Below are 18,886 nucleotides of genomic sequence, written 5' to 3'. Positions count from 1 at the left end.
GAAATGCTTCAAATGTCTTCATGAATGAGACACGAGAGAAAGGCGCGCTGCTTAAAATGAAGTATAAAAAATGCCCGCTTAAAGCGGGCATTCGATATTCTAGTCAAAGACCGGAATTAGAAGTCGTAACGTAGACCTAGAGCTAGCTCGTCTTCAGCATCGATCTTAGTTGCAACTGTTTTGCTAGTGTCAGTTGAACCAAACTTGTCACCTGCATCAATCAGGTTGAAGTTGTAAGAAATGTAACCACGGAAGTTAGGCTTGAAGTAGTAAGAAGCATCAACAGCGAAGTTGTTTGCAGAAGTTTCGTTGTTAGTTTCTGCATTGTTGTATGATGTTGTAAATACTGTTTGGCCTAGAGTGTAAGCACCCGCTAGCTCGTAACCAGTGTAATCAACTGTGTTACTGTTGTTTGAATCTTCCATTTTCTCGCCGTCAGTGAATACACCAGCGAAGTAAAGATCAGACATTGTGTAAGATGCAGCTAGCATGTACTCGTTAGCTTTGTCTTGATCTGCGTAACCAGCACCTAGCTCAAGACCAGTGTCAGCTAGAGCGTAGATTGCAGATAGAGAGTAACCGTCTTGTTTGTTGTCGTAGTACTCACCAGTGTTTTTGTTTTCCATACGATCAGCGAAGCGGTAGCTTGCTTTTACGCTTAGGTTTTCAAACTGGCCTTTGTAAGCCATCATGTTGTCTGTACGGTCTGATACAGCTAGTTTGTCTGCTGCAGAGTTACCGTGGTAAGCCATGATATCTGTGAAGTCAGTGATAACGCCTAGTGCACCTTCAGTTTTACCGTATGCGAACTCACCGTAAGCACCGCCAAGACCAGCGTAAGCAAGACGAGTTTCTAGATCGCTCTTGTCGTCGCCGTCTACAGTACCGTTTTGAGCAGTCTCAAATTCACCTTCCCAGAAACCAACACCGTATAGGTTGTCATTGATTTCTTGTTTACCAAGGAAGTTTAGACGGATGCGAGATTTGTCTTGAGCGTCGCCATCTTTCATAGATAGACGTGCTTCAGCACGGCCGCCCATTTCTAGAGAAGTACCGTCTTGGTTGTAAAGTTCAGCTGCGTTTACGCCAGTTGCCATAGCTGCTGCAGATACAGAAAGAGCAATTAGAGTCTTTTTCATCTTATTTGTCCTAGTTAGCTGTCCATAATCATTGTTGTATGGGGGAGAGGTGATCTCTCACAAGTTGTTGGTCCAAAATTGGCTAATTGAGCGATATAGTTCGCACTTGTAAGCCATTGATCTAACAACTCGCTGGACATGTTTTACTGCTAAAGTTTCCGTATGAGTTAGTAAAATGATATAAATCCCACTGATGAACACTGTTCAATTGTGCGTTGTTTTTATTTAAATTACTGTTTTTGATTGAAATTATTGGCAATGACATTGGCCTGACATTGATTAGTTTTTATCTTTTTTGAGGTTTTTGGTGTAATGAACAGTGTTGTTTTTCAATAAATTGAGAAGGTGATTCGCCCTAGAACCGCTCTAAAAGTGAGTTATATCATTATGCCGAAAAGGCATAGTCTTGCTGTCTTTCGAATTAAGATGATTTCGTCCGGGAGTTTGTTTACACTAAACGAAATACATCTTTAAGCGCACTACCCAGTCCTATGACAGGGTGGGCTTTTTTTTGTCCAAAGACCCATTTGGGCTTGAGGTTATAAAATGGAAAAAGTTCCAATGACACTACGTGGCGAGCAAAAGCTACGTGCAGAACTCGATCGTCTACTTAAACTACGTCCTCAGATCTCAGAGGCAATTGCTGAAGCTCGTGAGCTAGGTGATTTAAAAGAGAATGCTGAATATCACGCCGCTCGTGAAGAGCAGGGCATTTGTGAAGCACAAATCCGTGACATTGAATACAAACTGTCAGTTGCTCAAGTTATTGACGTAACGAAGATGGAGAACACGGGTAAAGTTATTTTTGGTTCAACCGTAACCTTGATTGATATCGACACCGAAGAAGAAAAAACGTACCAAATCGTTGGTGATGACGAAGCCGATATCAAAGCAGGTCGCATTTCAGTGAGCTCACCTATTGCTCGTGGCCTGATTGGTAAGATGGAAGGCGATGAAGTTGCTATTCAAACTCCGGGTGGCGCGAAAGACTTCGAAATTGACCGAGTAGAATATATCTAAGTCGTCTGGAGTAGCATTACTACTCTGATAAAACGCAAAAAGGTCGCCTCAGGCGACCTTTTTTCTTCAGCAACGTAAGTAGAGTTACTTACGAGGGATTTCGATTTTACGCTCTTCAGACTGGCGGTATAGCACAAGCACTTTACCAATAGTCTGAACTTTTTCAGCGCCCGTCTCACGTACGATAGCGTCGATGATTAGCTGTTTTGTTTCACGATCTTCCGAAGCAACTTTTACTTTGATAAGTTCGTGATGGTTAAGAGCGATTTCAATTTCTGCTAGCACGGCTTCTGTAAGTCCATTTGCGCCCATTAGCACAACAGGTTTTAAACTGTGAGCTAGGCCTTTAAGGTGCTGCTTTTGTTTGGTGCTTAGGTTCATTACGCGGCCAATTTTCTTTAAAATAAGGGTTGAAAAAAGCTATTTTAACGCCATCTATTGCTGAAGACTATAATTTATTGAGTAATAGGTAGCGCCTATTAAAACAATAGCTCCAATTTGTGCCTTGTTGGGATTAAAATGAGTAAACAAAAACATTCGGCTAGTTCTGGTCGTTGGTTGAAAGAACACTTTGATGATAAATACGCGAATGAAGCCCGAAAAAAAGGCTACCGCTCACGTGCTTATTTCAAGATCGATGAGATTCAAACGAAAGATAAATTGTTAAAGCCTGGAATGACAGTCGTCGACTTGGGGGCTGCGCCGGGCGGATGGTCTCAATATGCTGCTAAGATAGTAGGGGACAGTGGTCAGATCATCGCGTGTGACTTGCTTCCTATGGACCCGATTGCTGGCGTTAGCTTTTTACAAGGCGACTTTCGCGATGATGCGGTATTGGAAGCTTTGCTAGAAAGGATCCAACCTTCCATGGTAGACGTAGTAATGTCTGATATGGCGCCTAACATCGCGGGAAACAATTCTGTTGATCAACCTCGCGCTATGTATTTAGTTGAATTAGCTTTAGATATGTGTCGACAAGTTCTAGCGCCTAATGGTAGCTTTGTCGTAAAGGTTTTCCAAGGGGAAGGCTTCGATCAGTATGTGAAAGAAGTCCGAGACATGTTTAAAGCCGTAAAAATTAGAAAACCAGACTCATCGCGAGCTCGCTCTCGAGAGGTCTTCGTCGTAGCCACTGGTTACAAAGGTTAACCATTTTGCTCTCTTGAGAGCGTGTTAACACTATAGCTACAGTTAATGAACTGTAGTACCCTACCTTTAATTACAATTAGTTATCGAGAGGCTTACACCTTGAGTGACATGGCAAAAAATTTAATTCTGTGGCTTGTTATCGCCGTCGTATTGATGTCGGTATTCCAGAGCTTTGGCCCTGGAGAAAGCAATGGCAGAACCGTGGATTACACCACGTTTGTACAGGAAGTTGGCCAAGGCCAGATTCAAGAAGCAACTTTTAAAGACGGTGAAATTAGCTTTGTTCGTCGTGGCGGCGGTGCCAAAATGGTCACTTACATGCCAGTGTATGACCAAAAGCTTCTAGATGACCTAATTAACCAAAACGTGAAAGTACAAGGCACGCCTCCAGAAGAGCAAAGCTTGCTTGGTACTATCTTCATCTCTTGGTTCCCAATGATCTTACTAATTGGTGTATGGATTTTCTTCATGCGTCAAATGCAAGGCGGCGGTGGTAAAGGCGCCATGTCTTTTGGTAAGAGCAAAGCTCGAATGATGAGCGAAGAACAAATCAAGACAACTTTTGCTGACGTTGCTGGTTGTGACGAAGCAAAAGAAGACGTGAAAGAACTGGTGGACTACCTACGCGATCCAAGCCGCTTCCAAAAACTGGGCGGTAAGATTCCAACGGGTGTTCTAATGGTTGGTCCTCCTGGTACGGGTAAAACGCTTCTAGCGAAAGCCATTGCCGGTGAGGCGAAAGTACCATTCTTTACTATCTCTGGTTCTGATTTCGTAGAAATGTTCGTTGGTGTTGGTGCATCTCGTGTGCGTGACATGTTTGAACAAGCAAAGAAAGCCGCACCTTGTATCATCTTTATCGATGAGATCGATGCGGTAGGTCGTCAACGTGGCGCAGGTGTTGGTGGTGGTCATGATGAACGTGAACAAACACTAAACCAAATGCTCGTTGAGATGGATGGTTTCGAAGGTAACGAAGGTATTATCGTTATCGCTGCGACTAACCGTCCGGACGTGCTAGACCCTGCGCTACTGCGTCCTGGTCGTTTTGACCGTCAAGTGGTAGTTGGTCTTCCAGATGTACGTGGCCGTGAACAGATCCTAAAAGTTCACATGCGTAAGGTCCCTCTAGCGGGTGATGTAGAGCCTTCTCTCATCGCACGTGGTACTCCAGGCTTCTCTGGTGCTGACCTAGCAAACTTAGTTAACGAAGCAGCCTTGTTTGCTGCGCGCGGTAACAAGCGCAACGTTTCTATGGTTGAGTTTGAACTGGCGAAAGACAAAATCATGATGGGTGCTGAGCGCCGTTCAATGGTGATGTCTGAGGAAGTGAAAGAGTCAACCGCATACCACGAAGCTGGTCACGCGATTGTTGGTCGCTTGGTTCCTGAACACGATCCAGTGTACAAAGTGTCTATCATTCCACGTGGTCGTGCGTTGGGTGTAACAATGTACCTTCCAGAGCAGGACCGCGTGAGCATGTCTCGCCAACACCTAGAATCAATGATTTCTAGCTTGTACGGTGGTCGTTTAGCAGAAGAACTTATCTACGGTGCTGACAAAGTATCAACCGGTGCTTCTAATGATATCGAGCGCGCAACAGATATTGCTCGTAAGATGGTTACTCAATGGGGTTTCTCTGAAAAGCTTGGCCCTCTGCTGTATGCAGAAGATGAAGGCGAAGTGTTCTTAGGGCGTAGTGTAACTCAGACTAAACATGTGTCTGACGATACAGCGAAGTTGATTGATGACGAAGTTCGTCAGATCATTGACCGCAACTACGATCGTGCGAAGAAGATTCTTCAAGAGAACATGGATATCATGCATGCGATGAAAGATGCGCTGATGAAGTATGAAACCATTGATGCTCGCCAGATTGATGACTTAATGGAGCGCAAAGCTGAAATTCGTGAGCCTGCGGGCTGGAGTGATAACTCAGCAAGCAAACCAGAAGACAGCGACAAGCCTCAAGCAAAGCAAGAAGTTAAAGAAGAAGCAACGGAGACTGCGAAAGATGCAGAACAGCCTAGCTCTTCTGAAACAACTTCTAACGAAGCGCCTGAAAAGAAAGACTCTGAATAAAGAGTATCGATAATATTAAACCCCGAGTTATCTCGGGGTTTTTGTGTTTATGATGATGATTACAGCAAATAACAAATCTTTGGACCTTTCGCGTCCACATGTCATGGCCATTCTAAATGTGACACCGGATTCCTTTTCGGATGGCGGTAAATACAACTCAATTGAACTTGCTCTTGCTCAAGTTGATAAAATGATAAAGGCTGGTGTAAGTATTGTTGATGTTGGTGGTGAATCAACAAGACCTGGTGCACCGGATGTGTCTTTGGAAGAAGAGCTTAGGCGTGTTGTCCCAGTAATCAAAGCCATTCGTGAAAAATATGATGTATGGATTTCCGTTGACACCAGTAAAGCAGAAGTGATGCGTCAAGCAATTGATGCTGGGGCTGATTTGATCAATGACATCCGCTCGCTGCAAGAGCCAGGTGCTCTGGAAGTCGCAGCAGAAGCAAACCTTTCAATTTGTCTGATGCATATGAAAGGTCAGCCTAGGACCATGCAAGTTGACCCTCATTATGATGATTTAATGGGGGACGTGTCGGCTTTTCTAGAAGAACGTATCGCGGCGTGTGAAGCAGCAGGGATTGATAAATCTCAACTGATTCTCGATCCTGGGTTTGGCTTTGGCAAAACAATCGAACACAATTATCATATGCTTGCTCATCTTGAAAAGTTTCATGAATTCGGCCTGCCTATTTTGGCTGGCATGTCTCGTAAATCCATGATCTTCAAACTGTTAGACAAGCCAGCGGCAGAGTGTACGAACGCAAGTGTCGTTTGTGCTACGATTGCCGCGATGAAAGGCGCGCAGATCATTCGCGTGCATGACTTTGAAGAGACAATCGAAGCGATGAAAGTTGTTGAGATGACGAAAAACAATATTTAAAAATAATAAAGGAAAGTTTATGTCGAATGAAAGACGTTACTTTGGTACTGACGGTGTGCGCGGTAAAGTAGGACAATACCCAATCACTCCAGACTTCGTACTTAAGCTTGGCTGGGCTGCTGGTCGTGTACTAGCGAAACAAGGCACAAAGAAAGTTATCATAGGTAAAGATACACGTATTTCAGGTTATATGCTTGAATCTGCACTAGAGGCAGGCCTTGCAGCTGCGGGACTTAAAGCAACATTTACTGGTCCCATGCCAACTCCAGCTGTGGCCTATTTAACTCAGACTTTCCGTGCCGAGGCTGGTATTGTGATTTCTGCATCACATAACCCATATTACGACAACGGCATTAAGTTCTTTTCTTCTGAGGGTACTAAGCTACCTGACGATATCGAATTGGCGATCGAAGCTGAGTTAGATAAAGAAATTGAATGTGTGGAGTCTGCTGAGCTTGGTAAAGCAACCCGCCTAAATGATGCTGCTGGTCGTTACATCGAATTCTGTAAGAGTACTTTCCCATCTGAGTTGAGCCTTGCGAACTTTAAGATCGTAGTAGACTGTGCGCACGGTGCAACGTACCACATCGCTCCAAATGTCTTCAAAGAACTTGGGGCAGAAGTTATCGCTATGGGCGTAGAGCCTAACGGCATCAACATTAATGAAAAAGTGGGCGCAACAGACGTACGAGCTCTTCAACAGCGTGTTGTTGAAGAGCAAGCGCATCTTGGTCTCGCGTTTGATGGTGATGGTGACCGTATCATTATGGTCGATCACTTGGGTAACAAAGTTGATGGTGACCAAATTGCTTATATCATCGCTCGTGATGCACTTCGTCGTGGTGAGCTAAAGGGTGGTGTTGTTGGTACACTAATGACTAACTTGGGTATGGAAAATGGTTTAAAGCAGCTAGGCATTCCGTTTGTACGTGCTGCTGTTGGTGACCGTTATGTCATGGAGCAACTGCTAGAAAAAGGTTGGAAAATTGGTGCTGAAAACTCAGGCCATGTGATCTTATTAGATAAAGTCACAACCGGCGATGCGATTGTTGCTGCACTTCAAGTACTTGCTTCTGTAATTGGCAGCGATATGTCTTTATATGAACTATCGCAAGGAATGACACTATATCCTCAGGTTTTAGAAAATGTCCGTTTCTCAGGAGAAACTAACCCTCTTGAAGCTACAGCTGTATTAAACGCTGTCGCTGAAGTAGAGGCGACACTTGGTGATAAAGGGCGTGTACTGCTGCGTAAGTCTGGCACTGAGCCTTTGATCCGCGTTATGGTGGAAGGCGAAGATGGTGAACTAGTTCAACACTCAGCATTGAAAATCGCTGAGGCTGTTAAAGCAAGTTGTTAATCATTGCGTTAAAGCATGTCTTGAATGAAAAGGGCATCTTTTGCCCTTTTTTTGAGCGCTTAACGCATTGGCATTGATTTTTTACTAATTTTCCCTTGTCAGCGTTACTGGCTTTCGCTAGTATTGCTCCGCCTCCCGTTAGGAGGTCGCTAGCCTTGTTCATTATGATTTATTCTTTTGAACGGCGCTGGCTCAACAATTTGGAACATAGGTGGAAAAAATGTTTTCAGTTCTACTTGTGATTTACCTGTTGGCAGCGCTTGGTGTGATTGGCCTTGTGTTGATTCAACAAGGTAAAGGCGCAGATATGGGAGCCTCGTTCGGTGCTGGTGCTTCAAACACAGTGTTTGGTGCTGGCGGCTCAGGTAATTTCTTAACACGAACAACTGCTATTTTAGCAACCGTATTCTTTATCGTTAGCTTGTTACTTGGTCGTATGTCTACGCACCAGGCTGAATCACAATGGGTAGATCCAACGTTAGGTCAACCAGTTGTTGAACAAGTTAAGGATGCAGCGAGTGAAGTTCCTGCCCCAGCGGGTGATGAAATTCCTCAATAAGCTGTAAGGTTTTGATGCCGAGATGGTGAAATTGGTAGACACGCTAGCATGAGGTGCTAGTGCCTTAGGTGTGAGGGTTCGAGTCCCTCTCTCGGCACCATGTATTTACAAACTTGTAAATCACTTGTTTGCGAGTATAATGCTCAGCAAGTCGGACGCGGGGTGGAGCAGCTTGGTAGCTCGTCGGGCTCATAACCCGAAGGTCGTCGGTTCAAATCCGGCCCCCGCAACCAATCTCTTTCTTTAAAAGGAAATCGTAGATTGGCAAGTTTGCGTAGTGCTAACCACACTACGAGTTAAGAAAAGCAATTGTTGGCTATTCTTAACGTATCAGGGTCCAGCAGCATAAAACCCCGACTATCGGGGTTTTTTGTTATCTGAGCTTTTTGAAATAGCTCAGATACTGCTTGGTTTTTTGATTGGGCTCTGAGCCCTTTTTTTGTTTCTGGAGTGGTTAAATGACTGGTTTAGAAAGACAACTTACTGAAATGCTTGACGCGCCAGTAGCGGCATCAGGTTATGAGTTAGTTGGATTAGAATTCATTCGTGCAGGCGCGCACTCAACGTTACGTATCTACATTGACCATGAAAATGGTATTAACGTAGACGACTGTGCAGAAGTTAGCCACCAAGTTAGTGCAGTTTTAGACGTTGAAGATCCAATTTCTGTTGCTTACAGCCTAGAAGTGTCTTCTCCAGGTTTAGAAAGACCACTTTTTAAAGCAGCACATTACGAGCAATTTATTGGTCACGAGGTCAGCATCGTATTGAAAATGGCTGTAGCAAACCGTCGTAAGTGGAAAGGTATTATCCACGGTGTTGATGGCGAAACAGTGACAATTACTGTAGACGGTCAGCAAGAAGAGTTTGCTCTAAGTAACATTTCCAAAGCTAACCTGATCCCTAAATTTTAGTTCCCTAAAAAAGTTAAAGCTTAGAGGCTAAATACAATGAGTAAAGAAATTTTAGCGGTAGCAGAAGCGGTATCGAACGAAAAAGCGGTACCTCGTGAGCGTATCTTTGAGGCTCTTGAGATTGCTCTAGCAACTTCTACAAAGAAAAAATACGAAATCGAAATCGACGTACGTGTTGCCATTGACCGTAAAACCGGTGAATTTGTAACTTACCGCCGTTGGTTAGTTGTTGATGACGTTGAGAACCCTACAAAAGAGATCTCACTAGAAGCAGCGCAATACGAAGATGATTCTATCGAGCTTGGCGACTACGTAGAAGACGAAATCGAATCAGTAACGTTTGACCGTATTACGACTCAAACTGCTAAGCAAGTTATCGTACAAAAAGTTCGTGAAGCTGAGCGCGCACAAATCGTTGAACAGTTCATCGACAATGAAGGTGATCTAATCACTGGTGTCGTGAAAAAAGTAAACCGTGACACAATCGTGCTTGATCTTGGTAATAACGCTGAAGCGGTAATCCTGCGTGATGACCAACTTCCTCGTGAAAACTTCCGTCCAGGCGACCGCGTACGTGGCCTTCTTTACAAAGTCGCGCCTGAAGCACGTGGTTTCCAATTGTTCATCACTCGTTCTAAGCCAGAAATGTTGGCAGAACTGTTCCGTGTTGAAGTGCCTGAAATCGCAGAAGATATTATCGAGCTTAAAGGCGCAGCACGTGATCCTGGTTCTCGCGCTAAGATCGCTGTCAAAACAAATGACAAACGTATCGACCCTGTAGGTGCGTGTGTTGGTATGCGTGGTGCACGTGTACAAGCTGTTTCTGGCGAACTTGGTGGTGAGCGTATCGATATCGTTCTTTGGGATGATAACCCAGCTCAATTCGTTATCAACGCAATGGCGCCAGCTGATGTTGCTTCTATCATCGTTGATGAGGATGCACACTCAATGGACATCGCAGTTGAAGCTGACAACCTAGCGCAAGCTATTGGTCGTAACGGTCAAAACGTGCGTCTAGCATCTCAACTAACCGGTTGGGAACTGAATGTTATGACAGTTGCTGATCTTCAGAAGAAACACGCTGAAGAATCACAAGCATCTATTGAAAACTTCATGAAGTACCTAGATATTGAAGAAGACTTCGCTCAACTTCTTGTTGAAGAAGGTTTCTCAACGCTAGAAGAAATCGCATACGTGCCAGTTAACGAGCTACTAGAAATCGATGGTTTGAATGAAGAACTAATCGAAGAGCTTCGTGGACGTGCAAAAGATGCACTAACGACGATCGCACTAGCACAAGAAGAGTCTTTTGAAGGTCTAGAACCAGCTGAGGACCTACTTGCACTTGAAGGTCTTGAGCGTGAGATGGCATTTAAATTGGCAGCGAAAGGTGTAGCGACACTGGAAGATCTTGCTGACCAAGGTATTGACGATTTAGAAGGTATCGAAGGCCTGACCGAAGAACGTGCAGGTGAGCTAATTATGGCCGCACGTAACATCTGTTGGTTCGGCGAAGAAGCATAATTTTCGGCAAGGAGGAAGCGGCATGACACAATTAACAGTTAAAGCACTGAGTGATGAGATTGGTACGCCAGTCGACCGCTTGATTGAACAACTTGCTGACGCTGGCATTAAAAAGGCGAGCTCTGACAATGTTACTGATGAAGAGAAGCAGAAGCTTCTCTCTCATTTAAAGAAAGAACACGGTGATAAATCAGGTGATTCAGAGCCGACTCGCCTTACGCTTCAGCGTAAAACTCGTAGTACACTTAGTGTGAACGCGGGTGGTGGTAAGAGTAAGAATGTTCAGGTTGAGGTGCGCAAAAAACGTACATACGTGAAGCGCAGCACAATTGAAGATGAAGCGAAACGTGAAGCTGAAGAAGCAGCACAACGTGAAGCAGAAGAAGCAGCAAAACGTGCAGCAGAAGAAGCTGCAAAACGTGAAGCTGAAGAAGCTGCGAAACGTGAAGCTGAAGAAGCTGCAAAACGTGAAGCGGAAGAAAAAGCGAAACGTGAAGCTGAAGAAAAAGCGAAGCGAGACGTAGATACGAATGCACAACGTAATGCTGAAGAAAAAGCAAAGCGTGATGCTGAAGAGAAAATTAAGCAAGAAGCAGCGCGAAAAGAGGCCGACGAGCTTAAACGTCGTCAGGAAGAAGAAGCTAAGCGTAAGGCTGAAGAGGAAAGTCAGCGCAAGCTTGAAGAAGCTCGCGAATTGGCTGAAAAGAATAAAGAGCGTTGGTCTGCTGCAGAAGAGAAAAAGGGTGATATGGAAGATACAGATTACCATGTAACGACTTCACAATACGCACGTGAAGCCGAAGATGAAGCAGATCGCAAAGTAGAAGGCGGTCGTCGTAAGAAGAAAAAAGCAGCTTCGGGTAAAGACGACCAAGCTCGCGGTGGCCGTAACAACCAACGTGGCGGTAGAGGTCGTAAGGGCAAACTTGCTAAGCCGACTTCAATGCAGCACGGGTTTGATAAGTCAGCAACGGTTGCTAAGCAAGACGTTGTAATTGGCGAAACGATCGTTCTATCAGAACTTGCTAACAAGATGTCGGTTAAAGCGACAGAAGTTATCAAAGTAATGATGAAGATGGGCGCTATGGCGACTATCAACCAAGTGATCGACCAAGAAACAGCACAACTTGTTGCTGAAGAAATGGGCCATAAAGTAGTTCTTCGTAAAGAGAACGAACTGGAAGAAGCGGTACTATCTGACCGTGACACTAACGCGGAAGCAGTTCCACGTGCTCCAGTTGTTACTATCATGGGTCACGTTGACCACGGTAAAACGTCAACACTTGACTACATCCGTCGCACACACGTTGCTTCTGGCGAAGCGGGTGGTATTACTCAGCACATTGGTGCGTACCACGTTGAAACAGACAACGGCATGATCACGTTCCTTGATACTCCTGGACACGCAGCGTTTACTGCAATGCGTGCTCGTGGTGCTCAAGCAACAGATATCGTTGTTCTTGTAGTTGCAGCAGACGATGGTGTAATGCCACAAACAGTAGAAGCGATTCAGCACGCGAAAGCGGCAGGCGTTCCTCTAATTGTTGCTGTGAACAAGATCGATAAAGAAGATGCGAACCCAGATAACGTTAAGAACGAGCTTGCTCAATACGACGTTATTCCTGAAGAGTGGGGCGGTGAGAACATGTTCGTTCACATCTCTGCTAAACAGGGTACAAACATCGATGGTCTTCTAGAAGCAATCCTTCTTCAGTCTGAAGTTCTTGAACTTACAGCTGTAGCTGAAGGCATGGCATCTGGTGTTGTTGTTGAATCTCGCCTAGATAAAGGTCGTGGTCCAGTTGCAACAGTGCTTGTTCAATCAGGTACACTAAACAAAGGCGACATCGTTCTTTGTGGTCAAGAATACGGCCGTGTTCGTGCAATGCGTGATGAGCTAGGTAAAGAAATTACTTCGGCTGGCCCATCTATCCCTGTAGAGATCCTAGGTCTTTCAGGTGTACCATCTTCAGGTGATGAAGCAACAGTAGTTCGTGACGAGCGTAAAGCGCGTGAAGTAGCTAACTACCGTGCTGGTAAGTTCCGTGAAGTGAAACTTGCTCGTCAGCAGAAATCTAAACTAGAGAACATGTTCTCTAACATGACTGCTGGTGAAGTTGCTGAACTTAACGTTGTACTTAAAGCAGACGTTCAAGGTTCTGTAGAAGCAATCGCAGACTCACTAGTTAAGCTATCTACTGACGAAGTTAAAGTGAACATCGTTGGTTCTGGTGTTGGTGGTATTACGGAAACTGACGTAGTACTAGCGGAAGCTTCAAACGCAATCATCCTTGGCTTTAACGTTCGTGCAGATGCTTCTGCTCGCCGTGCTGTTGAAGCCGCAGCTGTTGACTTACGTTACTACTCAATCATTTACCAATTGATTGACGAAGTGAAACAAGCAATGGGCGGTATGCTTGCTCCAGAATTCAAGCAAGAGATCATTGGTCTTGCTGAAGTTCGTGACGTGTTTAAGTCACCGAAACTGGGCGCTATCGCTGGTTGTATGGTTACAGAAGGTGTGATCAAGCGTAACAACCCAATCCGTGTACTACGTGATAACGTTGTTATTTACGAAGGTGAACTAGAGTCACTGCGTCGTTTCAAAGATGACGTTCAAGAAGTTAAGAATGGCTACGAATGTGGTATCGGCGTTAAGAACTACAATGATGTTCGCGTTGGTGACCAAATCGAAGTCTTCGAAATCGTTGAAATTAAACGTACTCTAGACTAATTGACTAAAATTACTAATATTGTCTTTGAAAGATAAGTAGTAATTGGTTGTTGAATACACCATGGGGGGCTGGCTTTGACCAACCCCCCATTCTTTCTATATAAGAGTAAAGATATGTCAAAAGAATTTAGCCGCACGCAGCGCGTTGCACAGCAGCTGCAAAAAGAACTAGCGATGATCCTTCAACGTGAAGTTCGTGACTCTCGCCTTGGCATGGTGACGATCTCAGACGTAGAAGTCTCTCGTGACCTAGCTTACGCAAAAGTATTTGTGACCTTCCTGTGTGTGGGTGAGCAAACACCAGAATCATGTCTAGCAGCGCTACGTGAGCACGAAGTGCACATTCGCATGATGTTAGGTAAGCGTATTCGTCTACGTTTAACGCCAGAAATCCGCTTCCACTATGACAATACGCTTGTTGAAGGTATGCGTATGTCTAACCTAGTGTCTGAAGTCGTTAGTTCAGACAAACAAAAGCAAAAAGATTCTGGTCGTGAGGACGAAGAATAATGGCTCGTCGTCGTAAAGGTCGTCCAATTAATGGCGTTATACTGTTGGACAAACCAACAGGTATCTCTTCCAATGATGCACTGCAAAAAGTAAAGCGAATCTACTTTGCTGAGAAAGCAGGCCACACTGGAGCCTTGGACCCATTAGCGACAGGCATGCTGCCAATTTGCTTGGGTGAAGCGACAAAATTTTCTCAGTTTCTTCTTGATTCTGATAAACGCTACCGCGTGATCGCAAAGCTGGGTGAACGTACCAATACGTCTGACTCGGATGGTGAAGTTGTAGAGACACGTCCAATCGATGTTACGTTAGACAAGCTAGAAGCGTGCATCGATCAGTTCCGTGGTGAATCTGATCAAGTGCCTTCCATGTTCTCTGCGTTGAAGTATCAAGGTAAACCCTTGTATGAATACGCTCGTAAAGGCATCGAAGTTCCGCGTGAATCTCGTAAGATCACGGTATATGAGATTGTTCTTCACCGTTTTGAAGGCGATGAAGTAGAGATGGAAGTGCACTGCTCTAAAGGTACCTATATTCGTACTATCGTTGATGATCTGGGCGAAATGTTAGGTTGTGGTGCGCACGTAACTATGCTTCGTCGTACTGGTGTTGCTAAATACCCTTACGAGAATATGGTAACACTTGAGCAACTAAATGAGTTGCTAGAGCAAGCTCACCGCGAGGAACGAGCGCCTCGAGAACTACTGGACCCACTGCTTTTGCCAATGGATACAGCGGTAGAAGACTTACCAGAAGTCAACTTGGTGCCTGAACTGGCGGATATGGTCCAACATGGGCAGCCCGTTCAAGTATTTGGTGCTCCGACTGAGGGCTCACTTCGCCTTACTATGGGTGAAGAACGCTTGTTTATTGGCGTTGGCGAAATGAACGAAGATGGCAAAATCGCTCCTAAGCGATTGGTCGTGTTCCGAGATGACGTTGCATCCAAGTAAATGATTGAAAATACCGACCTGAGTGTCGGTATTTTTATATTGCACGAGATAGGAAATTTCCCTATAATCCGCGCTTCGCGTAGCGGCTGAATCAGAGATTGGCTGCTACAACTTTAAACCTACTCTTATTAGGAGAGAATTATGTCTCTGAATGCAGAAACTAAAGCAGCAATCGTTGCAGAATACGCACAAGGCGAAGGCGACACTGGTTCACCAGAAGTTCAAGTAGCTCTACTTACAGCTTCTATCAACCACCTACAAGGTCACTTCAAAGCGCACAAAGGCGATCACCACAGCCGTCGTGGTCTTCTACGCATGGTTTCTCGTCGTCGTAAGCTTCTAGATTACCTAAAAGGTAAAAACCTAGCTCGCTACCAAGACCTAATCAAACGTCTAGGCCTACGTCGCTAATCAGCGACTGCATAGCAGTTTGTCTAAAAAGGGGCTTTATGCCCCTTTTTTGTTGCCTAAATTTAGCCAAATTAGACTTATGCCGTTATAATACTGGCGGCTAAACCTTGTAAGAGGTTTTCTCAAAAGCTCATAGCATTACAGTCAACCACGTCGACCAAAAGGTCGCGACTATTCAAAAGGAATTTCCGAGTTTCTTTTTACTAGTCGCGATTCGTAATGCCTTGAGTGTCAATTAACACATCTAAGATTTCTTTAAGCACTAAAGGAAGATTAGAAACAAGGAATAACAATGTTCGAAAAACCAGTTGTTAAAACGTTCCAGTACGGTAACCACACAGTTACTTTAGAAACTGGCGTTATTGCACGTCAAGCTACAGCAGCAGTTATGGTCACAATGGATGATACGTCTGTATTCGTATCTGTTGTAGGTAAAAAAGAAGCCGTTGCAGGTCAAGACTTCTTCCCACTAACGGTTAACTACCAAGAGCGTACTTACGCTGCGGGTAAAATCCCAGGCGGCTTCTTCAAACGTGAAGGTCGTCCTTCTGAAGGCGAAACGCTAACAGCTCGTCTAATCGACCGTCCAATCCGTCCGCTATTCCCAGACGCGTTTAAAAACGAAGTTCAGGTTATCGCGACAGTAATGTCTGTAAACCCAGATGTTCAGCCAGATATCGTTACAATGATCGGTACTTCTGCTGCTCTTGCTATCTCTGGCATTCCATTCAACGGCCCTATCGGTGCGGCGCGTGTTGGTCATATCGATGGTCAGCTTGTACTTAACCCTAGCCAAACTGAACTAGAAACTTCTAAGCTTGACCTTGTTGTTGCAGGTACAGAGTCAGCAGTACTGATGGTTGAGTCAGAAGCGGACAACCTAACTGAAGAAGAAATGCTAGCGGCGGTTGTTTATGGTCATGACCAACAACAAGTTGCTATTCAAGCTATCAACGAATTCAAAGCAGAAGTTGCAACTCCTGCTTGGGATTGGGTTGCTCCTGAAGAGAACACAGCGCTTAAAAATAAGATTGCTGATCTAGCAGAAGCTAAACTTGTTGAAGCTTACCAAATTACTGAGAAAATGGCTCGTTACGACCGCATCCATGAGATCGCTGCGGAAGTAAATGAAGTTCTTCTTGCTGAAGATCCTGAAGCAGACACAAAAGAAATCCACACTATCTTCCATGATCTAGAGAAGACAGTGGTACGTAGCCGTATTATTGCAGGTAACCCTCGTATCGATGGCCGTGAAAAAGACATGGTTCGTGCACTAGATGTACGTACTGGTGTTCTTCCTCGTACTCACGGTAGCGCGCTATTCACTCGTGGTGAAACTCAGGCGATCGTTACGGCAACGCTAGGTACTCAGCGTGATGCTCAAATCATCGATGAGCTAACTGGTGAGCGTAAAGATCACTTCCTACTGCACTACAACTTCCCTCCATACTGTGTAGGTGAAACTGGTTTTGTAGGTTCTCCTAAGCGTCGTGAAATCGGCCACGGTAAACTGGCGAAGCGTGGTATTGCTGCAGTAATGCCTTCTGTTGATGAGTTCCCATACACAGTACGTGTTGTATCGGAAATCACTGAATCTAACGGTTCATCTTCAATGGCTTCAGTATGTGGTACTTCTCTTGCGCTTATGGACGCAGGTGTACCAATCAAAGCATCTGTTGCTGGTATTGCAATGGGTCTTGTTAAAGAAGGTGACGATTTCGTTGTACTTTCTGACATCCTTGGCGATGAAGACCACCTAGGTGACATGGACTTTAAAGTAGCAGGTACTAACACTGGTATCACTGCACTTCAAATGGACATCAAGATCGAAGGCATCACTAAAGAAATCATGCAAATTGCGCTTAACCAAGCTCAAGGCGCACGTAAGCACATCCTATCTGTAATGGATGAAGCAATCTCTGGTGCTCGTGAAGACATCTCTGAATTTGCTCCGCGTATTCACACGATGAAGATCAGCGCTGAGAAGATCAAAGACGTTATCGGTAAAGGTGGTGCAGTTATCCGTGCTCTAACTGAAGAGACTGGTACAACTATCGAAATCGAAGACGACGGTACTATCAAGATTGCGGCAACTGAAGGCACTGCTGCGAAAGAAGCTATCCGCCGTATCGAAGAGATCACTGCTGAAGTGGAAGTGGGCCGTATCTACACAGGTAAAGTTGCACGTCTAGCTGACTTCGGTGCATTCGTAACGGTTCTTCCAGGCAAAGATGGTCTTGTACACATTTCTCAAATCGCAGAAAAACGCGTAGAGAAAGTGTCTGACTACCTAGCTGAAGGTCAAGAAGTTCAAGTTAAAGTTCTTGAAATCGACCGCCAAGGCCGTGTACGTCTAAGCATGAAAGAAGCGGTAGAAAAGCCAGCTGAAGAAGCTGCTGCTGAAGCACCGGCTGCTAAAGACGAGTAAGACAAAATGAGACTTTCAGCCTTTTATTAGATTAAGGGCCTGAAAGCATGTTATAAAAGGGGAGCATTTTCGCTCCCCTTTTTTGGTTTGTTTCGATGTATTAACCTCAAACGAGGTTATCGCCTATATTGCATTAAGAGAAACAAATCTTGAGCGGTCCAAACAGGAGTATCAATTAGTGAAATGGTTTCAAACCGCAATTTTATGTGTTGCTATCGCGCTGACCGGTTGTGCAAATACTTCTCAACAATCAGCACAAAAGTGGTTATATCCACCGATGGCGGTGCCACTTCAGCCTAGTGTTCAACAAGAAGTACAAATCGCGCGTCTATCGCAGTTGCTACAACGTCCCGACCTTAGTGATGAAGTGCGCGCTAAAATGCATTATGAGCGCGGTAGCTACTACGACAGCGTTGGTTTGCGTGATCTTGCCCGTTTGGACTTTAACCAGTCTTTGCAGTTGAATCCTGCTCAGCCGGACATCTTCAATCTTTTGGGAGTATACTTTACCCAAGTAGGAGAGTTTGATGCGGCATATGAAGCGTTTGACTCGACCATAGAGTTGGCTCCGGATAATACCTATGCTGAGCGCAACCGTGCGATTGCACTATATTATGGTGGCCGAATCGATCTCGCTTTAGAAGATATGACCAAGCATTATCAAGAAATGCCAACGGATCCTTTTCGTTCATTATGGCTGTACATCATCGAAGCTGAGCAAAATCCAGAGCAAGCAAAAGCGAACCTTCAACAGCGTTATTTACGTGATCGTAGTGAAGAGTGGGGGTGGGTTCTTGTTGCCATCATGCTGCGAGATGTCTCGGACGAAGACGCGCTTAAAGCAATTATGGATGGAACAAGAGAGAATTATCGCCTAGCTGAACGATTGACGGAAACGTATTTCTACCTTGGAAAGCGTAATCAGCTTGAAGGTGATATCGCAAGTGCCATCTCACTTTATAAGCTCGCGATTTCGTTCAACGTTTACGATTATGTTGAGCATCGCTATTCTTTCTTGGAGCTGGCGCAAATCTACGATCAATTACAGCAAGATAGATTGGCCAAGTTAAAGGCTGCCAAGAAGCTGGAAATTTGACCCGTCCTGATATGGGTTGACACTTTTTAACTAAAACGCTCGATGTACTTCATCGGGCGTTTTGTATTTTAAAGCCGTATGAGGCCTCATTTGATTATAGATATCTACGGACTCTGCTACCATC

17 protein-coding genes and 2 tRNA genes are annotated in these 18,886 nt (G+C 44.8%); 16 read left to right on the top strand and 3 right to left on the bottom strand.

What is annotated here, in order from left to right:
• Positions 1-116 precede the first annotated feature (116 nt).
• Positions 117-1,139: a porin gene (locus tag L3V37_RS19600; protein ID WP_005380064.1), complete on the bottom strand. Its 1,023-nt coding sequence runs from the start codon at positions 1,137-1,139 to the stop codon at positions 117-119.
• 546 nt (positions 1,140-1,685) lie between these two features.
• Here L3V37_RS19600 and greA point away from each other — a divergent pair.
• Positions 1,686-2,159, top strand: a complete 474-nt coding sequence (greA, locus tag L3V37_RS19595; RefSeq protein ID WP_005380065.1) for a transcription elongation factor GreA — start codon at positions 1,686-1,688, stop codon at positions 2,157-2,159.
• A gap of 84 nt (positions 2,160-2,243) precedes the next feature.
• On the opposite strand, the gene yhbY is transcribed toward greA, so the two are convergent.
• Positions 2,244-2,540 (bottom strand): ribosome assembly RNA-binding protein YhbY, encoded by a 297-nt coding sequence (gene yhbY / locus L3V37_RS19590; RefSeq protein WP_005380066.1) that lies wholly within the window; start codon positions 2,538-2,540, stop codon positions 2,244-2,246.
• 138 nt (positions 2,541-2,678) lie between these two features.
• Here yhbY and rlmE point away from each other — a divergent pair, with 138 nt between their 5' ends.
• The 15 genes from rlmE to nlpI all read left to right on the top strand — a co-directional run bounded on the left by rlmE (position 2,679) and on the right by nlpI (position 18,762).
• Positions 2,679-3,308: a 23S rRNA (uridine(2552)-2'-O)-methyltransferase RlmE gene (rlmE, locus tag L3V37_RS19585; protein WP_005388985.1), complete on the top strand. Its 630-nt coding sequence runs from the start codon at positions 2,679-2,681 to the stop codon at positions 3,306-3,308.
• Between the two features lie 108 nt (positions 3,309-3,416).
• Positions 3,417-5,390 (top strand): ATP-dependent zinc metalloprotease FtsH, encoded by a 1,974-nt coding sequence (gene ftsH / locus L3V37_RS19580; protein ID WP_017635895.1) that lies wholly within the window; start codon positions 3,417-3,419, stop codon positions 5,388-5,390.
• 52 nt (positions 5,391-5,442) lie between these two features.
• Positions 5,443-6,273: a dihydropteroate synthase gene (gene folP / locus L3V37_RS19575; protein WP_237306855.1), complete on the top strand. Its 831-nt coding sequence runs from the start codon at positions 5,443-5,445 to the stop codon at positions 6,271-6,273.
• Positions 6,274-6,292: 19 nt separating this feature from the next.
• Positions 6,293-7,633: a phosphoglucosamine mutase gene (gene glmM / locus L3V37_RS19570; protein ID WP_237306816.1), complete on the top strand. Its 1,341-nt coding sequence runs from the start codon at positions 6,293-6,295 to the stop codon at positions 7,631-7,633.
• 220 nt (positions 7,634-7,853) lie between these two features.
• Positions 7,854-8,192, top strand: a complete 339-nt coding sequence (secG, locus tag L3V37_RS19565; RefSeq protein WP_237306814.1) for a preprotein translocase subunit SecG — start codon at positions 7,854-7,856, stop codon at positions 8,190-8,192.
• Positions 8,193-8,208: 16 nt separating this feature from the next.
• Positions 8,209-8,292: transfer RNA gene (locus L3V37_RS19560), tRNA-Leu, on the top strand.
• Positions 8,293-8,348: 56 nt separating this feature from the next.
• Positions 8,349-8,425, top strand: a tRNA-Met gene (locus L3V37_RS19555).
• Between the two features lie 225 nt (positions 8,426-8,650).
• The gene (gene rimP / locus L3V37_RS19550; protein ID WP_005386424.1) at positions 8,651-9,106 is read left to right on the top strand and encodes a ribosome maturation factor RimP; all 456 of its coding nucleotides are present in this window, start codon (positions 8,651-8,653) and stop codon (positions 9,104-9,106) included.
• 36 nt (positions 9,107-9,142) lie between these two features.
• Complete coding sequence (gene nusA, locus L3V37_RS19545; RefSeq protein ID WP_005380084.1) at positions 9,143-10,630, top strand: transcription termination factor NusA; 1,488 nt, start codon at positions 9,143-9,145, stop codon at positions 10,628-10,630.
• 22 nt (positions 10,631-10,652) lie between these two features.
• Entirely contained in the window at positions 10,653-13,364 is a 2,712-nt protein-coding gene (gene infB, locus L3V37_RS19540; RefSeq protein ID WP_005380086.1) for a translation initiation factor IF-2, read from the top strand.
• Positions 13,365-13,478: 114 nt separating this feature from the next.
• Positions 13,479-13,874, top strand: a complete 396-nt coding sequence (gene rbfA / locus L3V37_RS19535; RefSeq protein ID WP_005380087.1) for a 30S ribosome-binding factor RbfA — start codon at positions 13,479-13,481, stop codon at positions 13,872-13,874.
• Positions 13,874-14,827, top strand: coding sequence for a tRNA pseudouridine(55) synthase TruB (truB, locus tag L3V37_RS19530; RefSeq protein ID WP_237306812.1), 954 nt, complete (start codon positions 13,874-13,876; stop codon positions 14,825-14,827). Before rbfA ends, truB begins: the two co-directional genes overlap by 1 nt.
• Before the next feature lie 141 nt (positions 14,828-14,968).
• Positions 14,969-15,238, top strand: coding sequence for a 30S ribosomal protein S15 (rpsO, locus tag L3V37_RS19525; protein ID WP_005380094.1), 270 nt, complete (start codon positions 14,969-14,971; stop codon positions 15,236-15,238).
• Between the two features lie 292 nt (positions 15,239-15,530).
• Positions 15,531-17,666: a polyribonucleotide nucleotidyltransferase gene (pnp, locus tag L3V37_RS19520; RefSeq protein ID WP_005380098.1), complete on the top strand. Its 2,136-nt coding sequence runs from the start codon at positions 15,531-15,533 to the stop codon at positions 17,664-17,666.
• Between the two features lie 178 nt (positions 17,667-17,844).
• Positions 17,845-18,762 (top strand): lipoprotein NlpI, encoded by a 918-nt coding sequence (gene nlpI / locus L3V37_RS19515; RefSeq protein ID WP_213867251.1) that lies wholly within the window; start codon positions 17,845-17,847, stop codon positions 18,760-18,762.
• 30 nt (positions 18,763-18,792) lie between these two features.
• On the opposite strand, the gene L3V37_RS19510 is transcribed toward nlpI, so the two are convergent.
• Positions 18,793-18,886 (bottom strand): integrase core domain-containing protein (locus L3V37_RS19510; protein ID WP_155489908.1); only part of this gene is annotated, 94 nt, incomplete at its 5' end.

Source organism: Vibrio sp. D54 (assembly GCF_021728075.1).
GTDB lineage: Bacteria > Pseudomonadota > Gammaproteobacteria > Enterobacterales > Vibrionaceae > Vibrio > Vibrio alginolyticus.
This window is presented reverse-complemented; position numbering and strand designations above follow the sequence as displayed.

What these genes read in the sequence shown, in the direction of transcription:
- nusA (WP_005380084.1), top strand. Translation starts at nt 9,143, where the DNA reads ATGAGTAAAGAAATTTTAGCGGTAGCAGAAGCGGTATCGAACGAAAAA.
- greA (WP_005380065.1), top strand. Translation starts at nt 1,686, where the DNA reads ATGGAAAAAGTTCCAATGACACTACGTGGCGAGCAAAAGCTACGTGCA.
- folP (WP_237306855.1), top strand. Translation starts at nt 5,443, where the DNA reads ATGATGATTACAGCAAATAACAAATCTTTGGACCTTTCGCGTCCACAT.
- rpsO (WP_005380094.1), top strand. Translation starts at nt 14,969, where the DNA reads ATGTCTCTGAATGCAGAAACTAAAGCAGCAATCGTTGCAGAATACGCA.
- secG (WP_237306814.1), top strand. Translation starts at nt 7,854, where the DNA reads ATGTTTTCAGTTCTACTTGTGATTTACCTGTTGGCAGCGCTTGGTGTG.
- rlmE (WP_005388985.1), top strand. Translation starts at nt 2,679, where the DNA reads ATGAGTAAACAAAAACATTCGGCTAGTTCTGGTCGTTGGTTGAAAGAA.
- pnp (WP_005380098.1), top strand. Translation starts at nt 15,531, where the DNA reads ATGTTCGAAAAACCAGTTGTTAAAACGTTCCAGTACGGTAACCACACA.
- glmM (WP_237306816.1), top strand. Translation starts at nt 6,293, where the DNA reads ATGTCGAATGAAAGACGTTACTTTGGTACTGACGGTGTGCGCGGTAAA.
- ftsH (WP_017635895.1), top strand. Translation starts at nt 3,417, where the DNA reads ATGGCAAAAAATTTAATTCTGTGGCTTGTTATCGCCGTCGTATTGATG.
- rimP (WP_005386424.1), top strand. Translation starts at nt 8,651, where the DNA reads ATGACTGGTTTAGAAAGACAACTTACTGAAATGCTTGACGCGCCAGTA.
- L3V37_RS19600 (WP_005380064.1), bottom strand. Translation starts at nt 1,139, where the DNA reads ATGAAAAAGACTCTAATTGCTCTTTCTGTATCTGCAGCAGCTATGGCA.
- truB (WP_237306812.1), top strand. Translation starts at nt 13,874, where the DNA reads ATGGCTCGTCGTCGTAAAGGTCGTCCAATTAATGGCGTTATACTGTTG.
- yhbY (WP_005380066.1), bottom strand. Translation starts at nt 2,540, where the DNA reads ATGAACCTAAGCACCAAACAAAAGCAGCACCTTAAAGGCCTAGCTCAC.
- rbfA (WP_005380087.1), top strand. Translation starts at nt 13,479, where the DNA reads ATGTCAAAAGAATTTAGCCGCACGCAGCGCGTTGCACAGCAGCTGCAA.
- infB (WP_005380086.1), top strand. Translation starts at nt 10,653, where the DNA reads ATGACACAATTAACAGTTAAAGCACTGAGTGATGAGATTGGTACGCCA.